Below are 6,474 nucleotides of genomic sequence, written 5' to 3' on the forward strand. Positions count from 1 at the left end.
TCGAAGCAATGGTGCAATGGACGCCTTCCCAACCGGGCGATAGGCGTTTTGGGACGCCACGCCGATCCCGACCGCCGCCGCATGGGCCGGAAACGGCAGCCTGAACTTCCACGACGGGGAACGCCGCTATGGGTTTCGAGAACATCATCTTCGAACAGCGTGACGGCGTCGCCCGGCTCCGCCTGAACCGGCCCGATCGGCTCAATGCCTTCACGATCCCCATGCATGCCGAGGTCGCTGCGGTGCTCGATCTGCTGGAGGCTGACGAGGAGTGGCGGGTGCTGCTGTTGACGGGCGAAGGACGCGGCTTTTCGGCCGGGCTCGACCTCAACGAATCCATGCCGGTGCCGGGGCAGCCACCGCGTGACCTCGCCGTGCCGCTGGAGCGCCGCTGGGGACCGCTGGTCCGCCGCCTGTCACGATTGCGGGCACCGGTCGTCTGCGCGGTGAACGGCGTCGCGGCGGGCGCGGGCGCCAATGTCGCGTTGGCGTGCGATGTGGTGATCGCGGCCAAAAGCGCACGCTTCATCCAGTCGTTCGTACAGATCGGGCTGGTTCCGGATGCAGGCGGCACCTGGATTCTGCCCAGACTCGTCGGTCAGGCGCGCGCAATGGGCCTGGCACTGACCGCGGAGCCCTTGCCCGCCGAGACAGCGGCGGAATGGGGACTGATCTGGCGCGCGGTGGAGGACGAGCGCTTTGCTGAAGAGGTCGAGGCGCTGGTCGCCCGCCTAGCCAGCTTGCCGCCGCTCGCCCTTGCCGCCGTCAAGCGGGCGATGCGCGCCAGCAGCGTCGCCACGTTGGAACAGCAGCTGGATCTGGAGCGCGACCTGCAACGGCAACTCGGCTTCAGCGCGGACCATCTGGAGGGCATCACCGCCTTTAACGAAAGGCGTCCCCCCGCCTTCACGGGACATTGAAAGGCATTCGAACGATGGGCGTCCTCGACGGAAAGGTCGTGCTGGTCACGGGCGGCGGCAACGGGATCGGTCGCGAATGCGCGCTGCTCGCCGGCCATGAAGGCGCCAAGGTGCTGGTGAACGACCTGGGCGCGGGCGTGAAGGGTGATGACGAGGGCTCGGCCGGCCCCGCAGAGCAAGTCGCCCGCGAGATCCGCGCCGCCGGCGGCGAGGCAGTGTCGAATTCGGAGAGCGTGGCCAGCCAGGCGGCCGTCGAGAACATGGTCCAGCAGGCGCTGGAGACGTTCGGCCGGCTCGACGCCGTAATCAATCCCGCCGGCATCCTGCGCGACGGCATGTTCCACAAGATGGCCGCCGCCGATTGGGACGCGGTGCTGGAAGTGCACCTGCGCGGCGCGTTCAACGTCTCGCGCGCGGCCGTGGGCCTATTCCGCGACCAGGGCAGTGGCGCGTTCGTGCATTTCACTTCCACCTCGGCGCTCATCGGCAATCTTGGCCAGGCGAATTACGCGGCCGCCAAGCTCGGCGTGGCAGGCCTTTCGCGCATCCTCGCCATGGAAGGCGCCGCAAAGGGCGTGCGCTCGAACGTCATCGCGCCCTTTGCCTGGACGCGCATGATCGGGACGATTCCGATCACCGACGAGGCGTCGGCACAGCGGGTGGAGCGAATGCGCACCGGCATGCGCGCGAATCAGGTCGCCCAGCTTGCCGTCGCACTCGCGGCTGATGCCGCCGCCGATGTCACCGGTCAGATCTTCGCGGTTCGCGGCAATGAGGTTGTCCTGTTCAGCCAGCCGCGCCCGATCGGGTCCGTGACGCGCACGGACGGCTGGACGCCAAAGACGCTGCTCGGTGGGGGGCTGCAGGCGCTCAAGCCGAAATTCACGGACCTTGGCGCCTCCGCCACCGTCTTTCCCTACGACCCCTTCTGATCGGACCTCCATGCGCCGCGCCGCCATCGTCAGCCCCGTCCGCACGCCTGTCGGCAGGTTCCTGGGCGGCCTGAGAGACGTTCCGGTCGAGCATCTCTGCCGTACGGTCGTTGAGGCCGTTCTGGCGCGCAGCGGGGTTGATCCCACCGCGATCGAGGACGTGGTGTTCGCGCAAAGCTATGCCAACAGCGAAACGCCCTGCGTGGGCCGTTGGGCCGCCCTAGCCGCAGGCCTGCCGATCGAGGTGCCGGGCATGCAGCTCGACCGGCGTTGCGGCGGCGGCCTCCAGGCGATCGCCACGGCGGCCATGATGGTGCAGACCGGCGCCGCCGACGTCGTGCTGGCCGGCGGTGTCGAGAGCATGAGCAATATCGAACATTACACCACGGCGATGCGCGGCGGGGCCCGCCAAGGCTCCGCGATGCTCTACGACCGGCTCGACCGCGGGCGCGAGCGATCGCAGCCGGTGGAGCGGTTTGGCGTGATTTCCGGGATGATCGAGACCGCCGAGAATCTGGCCAGCGAGTATGGCATCACGCGCGAGGAAGCGGACGCCTATGCAGCCGAAAGCCACCGCCGCGCGGCAAGCGCGTGGCTACAGGGCCTGTTCGCCGGTGAAGTGGTCCCGGTGGCCGTGCCGCAGAAGAATGGCGAACCGACGATGTTCGACACCGACGAAGGCGTCCGCGCCGACACGACCGTCGAGGCGCTGGCAAAACTGAGACCGATGATGAAGGATGGCGTATCGACTGCCGGCAACTCCAGTCAGCAGAACGATGCGGCGTCGGCGTGCCTGATCGTGGCTGAGGATCGGCTGGAAGCGCTCGGACTGACGCCAATCGGCTTCCTGGTCGGCTGGGCGGCGGTCGGCTGTCATCCGGCCACGATGGGCATCGGCCCGGTGCCCGCCGTCGCCCGCTTGTTCGCCAAGACCGGCCTTTCGTGGAAGGATATCGGCCTGGTCGAGCTGAACGAGGCGTTCGCGGCGCAGGTGCTGGCCGTGCTCAAGGGCTGGAACTGGGACGAGCGCGACAAGCTCAACGTCAACGGATCGGGCATCTCGCTCGGCCATCCGATCGGCGCGACGGGGGTGCGTGTCATGACGACCCTGTTGAACGAGATGCAGCGGCGCGGGGTCCGTTATGGGCTGGAAGCGATGTGTGTCGGCGGCGGCCAGGGTGTCGCGGCGGTGTTCGAACGAGCGTGAAGCAGCGCCTGCCGGGTGGGGCGCGAGTTCGCCCCCGAGTTCAGGCCACCGCGCTGTCGCGAATATCTGCCGCCTCGATCGGTTCGTCTTCGAAGGTCGCCTCCACCAGCACGTGATTGGGGTCGCGGTGCTGAACCTGCACCAGCGATATCCCCGGCACCGGAATGGCCATGTAATCGCAGCCCGCGGCCTTCACCTTGTCTAGATAGGCTGCTAGCCCGGTAACGCGGAACGCGATGTGATCGCGCATGCCCGCCAGCACTTCGTCGGTCTCGATCACGTGCACGATCGGATAATCGCCGCCGTCCGGATAGAGCCATGCCCCGCCGATCGAAAAAGGTGGCCGCCATCCTGGTCTGAGGCTCAGGAAATGCTCATAGAAGCGCAAGGTTGCGGAAAGATCCCTGGTCCTGATCGTTACGTGATCGAGCTTGATCATTTGCCTTGCTCCCTCGCAATTCGTGGATCACTGCGCGCGGCGCGCGCCAGCCTTGGCGCTCAGGACGCCGGCGCCGGGGCATCCACGATCGCCTCGACCTGTAATTTCTCACCCGCGGCGATGACCAGCGCAGAGACGTGACGCATGAGTTCCGGGTCGATCCCATGGCTGGTGGCATCTTCCATCCAGCGGGCCATGACCAGCCTCACGCGATCAGGCAGATGCGCGGCCAACCCAGCGCGCGCCTTAAGCGGGCCGACCTCTCGGCACAGCGTGAGCCTGCGCGCAATGAGCGCCACGATCTGTTGATCGATGCGCTCGATGTCGTTCCTGATCTGATCGAGCCGTGTCAGTTCCTGTGTGCTCATTGTGCCTCTTTGACGGACCCTGTCCGCGTTGCGTCCGCCGGTCGAACGATGATCATGGTGCTATTTGGCCAGCCAGAAATCGCGGGGGTCGCCTGCGAAGTCCGGATCGGCAACGAGGAAAACATCGTCCCACAGGTCGCCAGGCACCATTTCCCAATGTTGCACCGCGAGCCCGTTTTCGAACCGCCATCCACCCATGCCGAGAAATTCGACTGGTCGATCGTTATGGCGAGCGCCGGTGAGCACCCGGACGATTCCATAATGGTCGTCGGCGATGATTTGATCGATCTCGATCAACCGAAAGCTGTTCTTGGCGATCGCAGTGCGGCGCGCACCATAGGCCTGGACGAAATCCCCCCGTCCGGCGGCGGCAAGCCGAACGCCCCCGGTATGGATGACGAAATCCGGCGAGACCCGCGCGGCGAACGCCGATCGTTGATGCGCCAGCAGCGTCGCTTCGCGCATGTCGGGGCCGAGCGCAGGATCGTTCTGAATTCTGACCACGCCCTGATAAAGGTCCGCCAGCCACCGGGCGTTCGGGTGATCTTCGGTCATCATGACAGCTTGTCCTTTGAGATGGTCGGAGCGTCGGATCGCGCGGCGCCGGTTGATGGCGTTCCCAAAGAAATCCTCGTCATGAACTTCAGAACCACCTCCCGCAAAGGCGGCGCGCCAGCCGTGTCGAGCCAGTGATCGATCGAAGCGCGCACGATGGACAGCGTGACCTCGGCCGCGAGCTGCGGATAGGGTTCGGGGAGCGCCAGGCGTTCACTCCGCGCGGCGATCTCCGCCGACAGCGCGTCCAGCACGCCGGCGTCGGACCGATATTTCTCGGCAGCCAGCGCCGGCTCAGCCTTAAGCAGCCGCATCCGCCTGACCCATGCCCGATCAGGATCGGTCGGGTAGAGCCTGGCGCAAGCCTGGGCCAGCGCGTGCCACAGCCCCTCTTCGGCCGGGCGTTCGCGCAATGCCTCGACGAGAAGGTCGCTGTTATGGGCCAGCAACCCTACGACCGCAGCTTCCTTGTTCGGGAAATAATTGCGGAAAGTCCTCAGCGAAACGCCCGCCCGCTCTGCGATGTCTTCGATCCGAAGCTGCGCCAGCCCGTGCTTGTCAGCAATGTCGAGCGCGGCATTGGCCAGCGCCGCCCGCGTCGCGATCTTCTTGCGTTCCCGCAGAGGGATGGTGGATGACATGATGCGCGCCTCCCGCCTTACATGCCGTAATCAGGAAGCGAATCGATCTTTTTGGGATTGAGCCCGAAGGCGCGCCGCAAAAGGCCTGATCGGACCAGGCCGTTGCGAACCTTGATCCCAAGCCATGTGCGCGGCACGAACATGCCGGTAAACAGATGGCCTTGCTTTTCCAGCACCAGCGGCCGCTGGCCGATCTCGTACTTCGTGAATGCCTGCCGGTGATCGCCCGCGGCGGCAACGAGTTCACCGGCCAGCCGATACGTCCCGACCAGGGCCAGCAGCCCCCCCGCACCCGAGAATGGCGACGCACAATGCGCGGCATCCCCCGCAAGGACCACCCGCCCTTTCGACCAGCCGGGCATCACGATCTGCGCCTGCGCGTCGAGATAGAAGTGCGGATCAACGTCGGCCTGCTCCAGAAGCATCGATGTTTCCCAACCGACACCCTTTAACGCGTTGCGCAGGATCTGGCGCTGATGCTCGATATCGCGATAATGGTATTCAAGCGGTTCCTTCTGATGGAAGGCGAAATAGGTCATAGGCGCCGCGTTGCCTGCCGACTGCACCATCACCGATTTGCCGGGCTCATTGTAGATCGTGCTTCTGCGCGCTTCGGCGAGCGGCGTCCCGGCCTTGGCGACAGCGAAATAATGCTCCTTGAACCGGACGAACTGGTTCGACGGCCCAAATACGATGCGGCGGACGCCCGAGTGAAACCCATCGGCGCCGATGACGAGGTCGAACCGGCGCGGGGGACCATGTTCGAACGTTATGTCGACGCCCGTTTCATCCTGTTCGATCCCGCTGATCGCGTTTCCGAAGATATATTCGACTCGATCGAGCGTGTTTTCGTACAGCAGCTGGGCGAGCTCGCCGCGACGGATTTCGGCGGCGCCACCACCCTCTTGCTGAATGGCTTGCAGATCGAGGCTGCCGATCACGCGGTTTCTCGCATTCACGAAGTTCGCGCCGATATCGTCGACTGAACGTCCGCGTACGACGCCCATCAGCCCCATGCGCTCGACCACCTCGATCGCCTGGTCGCGAACGTCCACCCCCTGCCCGCCTTGACGCAGCGCTGGCGCCAGCTCCACCAACGTGACGGAGAAACCTCCGCGCGCGAGCCAGAAAGCAAGCGCGGTACCCGCAATGCTCCCGCCAGCAATCAGAATGTTTTTGTTGGTCATGAGCACCTCTTCACGATTCACCAGTACTCACTATTTGCCTGATATGCAATATTGCCTAATAGGCAAAAATTAGCCGGGGTGCCATTCACGGGTGCCATCAGATTGATCTGCCCCCTTCTGAGTGGTCCAAAATTGATGATATTTGGATGACGAAGGAGACGAGGAATGCCGAGCAAGAAGCATCGCCCGGAAGAGATTATCGGCAAGCTGCGTGAAGCGGAGGTG

Annotated in this window: 8 protein-coding genes; 3 read left to right on the forward strand and 5 right to left on the reverse strand. The window is 64.9% G+C overall.

Translation table 11 applies throughout. From position 1 onward, the window contains the following. Nucleotides 1–128 precede the first annotated feature (128 nt). The 3 genes from paaG to M9978_RS20575 are packed head-to-tail and all read left to right on the forward strand — an operon-like array spanning nt 129 to nt 3,059. Nucleotides 129–920, forward strand: coding sequence for a 2-(1,2-epoxy-1,2-dihydrophenyl)acetyl-CoA isomerase PaaG (paaG, locus tag M9978_RS20565; protein WP_254296577.1), 792 nt, complete (start codon nt 129–131; stop codon nt 918–920). Nucleotides 921–934: 14 nt separating this feature from the next. Then, entirely contained in the window at nt 935–1,852 is a 918-nt protein-coding gene (locus M9978_RS20570; protein WP_254296579.1) for an SDR family NAD(P)-dependent oxidoreductase, read from the forward strand. Nucleotides 1,853–1,862: 10 nt separating this feature from the next. Next, on the forward strand, nt 1,863–3,059 hold the full coding sequence (locus tag M9978_RS20575) for an acetyl-CoA C-acetyltransferase (protein ID WP_254296582.1): 1,197 nt from the start codon (nt 1,863–1,865) through the stop codon (nt 3,057–3,059). A gap of 40 nt (nt 3,060–3,099) precedes the next feature. Here the strand turns inward: M9978_RS20575 and M9978_RS20580 are convergent, their stop codons facing one another. From M9978_RS20580 to M9978_RS20600, 5 genes are read right to left on the reverse strand one after another with little or no spacing between them, the layout of a single operon-like run. Continuing rightward, entirely contained in the window at nt 3,100–3,498 is a 399-nt protein-coding gene (locus M9978_RS20580; RefSeq protein WP_254296585.1) for a VOC family protein, read from the reverse strand. Between the two features lie 59 nt (nt 3,499–3,557). Beyond that, a complete protein-coding gene (locus tag M9978_RS20585) occupies nt 3,558–3,866 on the reverse strand; it encodes a chorismate mutase (RefSeq protein ID WP_254296586.1) in 309 nt (102 codons plus the stop codon). A 60-nt stretch (nt 3,867–3,926) separates the two neighbouring features. Then, entirely contained in the window at nt 3,927–4,424 is a 498-nt protein-coding gene (locus tag M9978_RS20590) for a nuclear transport factor 2 family protein (protein ID WP_254296589.1), read from the reverse strand. Then, nucleotides 4,421–5,062, reverse strand: coding sequence for an acyl-CoA-like ligand-binding transcription factor (locus M9978_RS20595; protein ID WP_254296592.1), 642 nt, complete (start codon nt 5,060–5,062; stop codon nt 4,421–4,423). The genes M9978_RS20590 and M9978_RS20595 overlap by 4 nt, the downstream gene beginning before the upstream one ends. Nucleotides 5,063–5,079: 17 nt before the next feature. Further along, complete coding sequence (locus M9978_RS20600) at nt 5,080–6,249, reverse strand: FAD-dependent monooxygenase (RefSeq protein WP_254296594.1); 1,170 nt, start codon at nt 6,247–6,249, stop codon at nt 5,080–5,082. Nucleotides 6,250–6,474: the final 225 nt, after the last annotated feature.

Source organism: Sphingomonas tagetis (assembly GCF_024211275.1).
Taxonomy (GTDB): Bacteria; Pseudomonadota; Alphaproteobacteria; order Sphingomonadales; family Sphingomonadaceae; genus Sphingomonas; species Sphingomonas tagetis.

Coding starts and splice junctions, on each gene's coding strand:
- M9978_RS20585 (WP_254296586.1), bottom strand. CDS start 3,866: ATGAGCACACAGGAACTGACACGGCTCGATCAGATCAGGAACGACATC.
- M9978_RS20575 (WP_254296582.1), top strand. CDS start 1,863: ATGCGCCGCGCCGCCATCGTCAGCCCCGTCCGCACGCCTGTCGGCAGG.
- M9978_RS20580 (WP_254296585.1), bottom strand. CDS start 3,498: ATGATCAAGCTCGATCACGTAACGATCAGGACCAGGGATCTTTCCGCA.
- M9978_RS20595 (WP_254296592.1), bottom strand. CDS start 5,062: ATGTCATCCACCATCCCTCTGCGGGAACGCAAGAAGATCGCGACGCGG.
- M9978_RS20600 (WP_254296594.1), bottom strand. CDS start 6,249: ATGACCAACAAAAACATTCTGATTGCTGGCGGGAGCATTGCGGGTACC.
- M9978_RS20570 (WP_254296579.1), top strand. CDS start 935: ATGGGCGTCCTCGACGGAAAGGTCGTGCTGGTCACGGGCGGCGGCAAC.
- M9978_RS20590 (WP_254296589.1), bottom strand. CDS start 4,424: ATGATGACCGAAGATCACCCGAACGCCCGGTGGCTGGCGGACCTTTAT.
- paaG (WP_254296577.1), top strand. CDS start 129: ATGGGTTTCGAGAACATCATCTTCGAACAGCGTGACGGCGTCGCCCGG.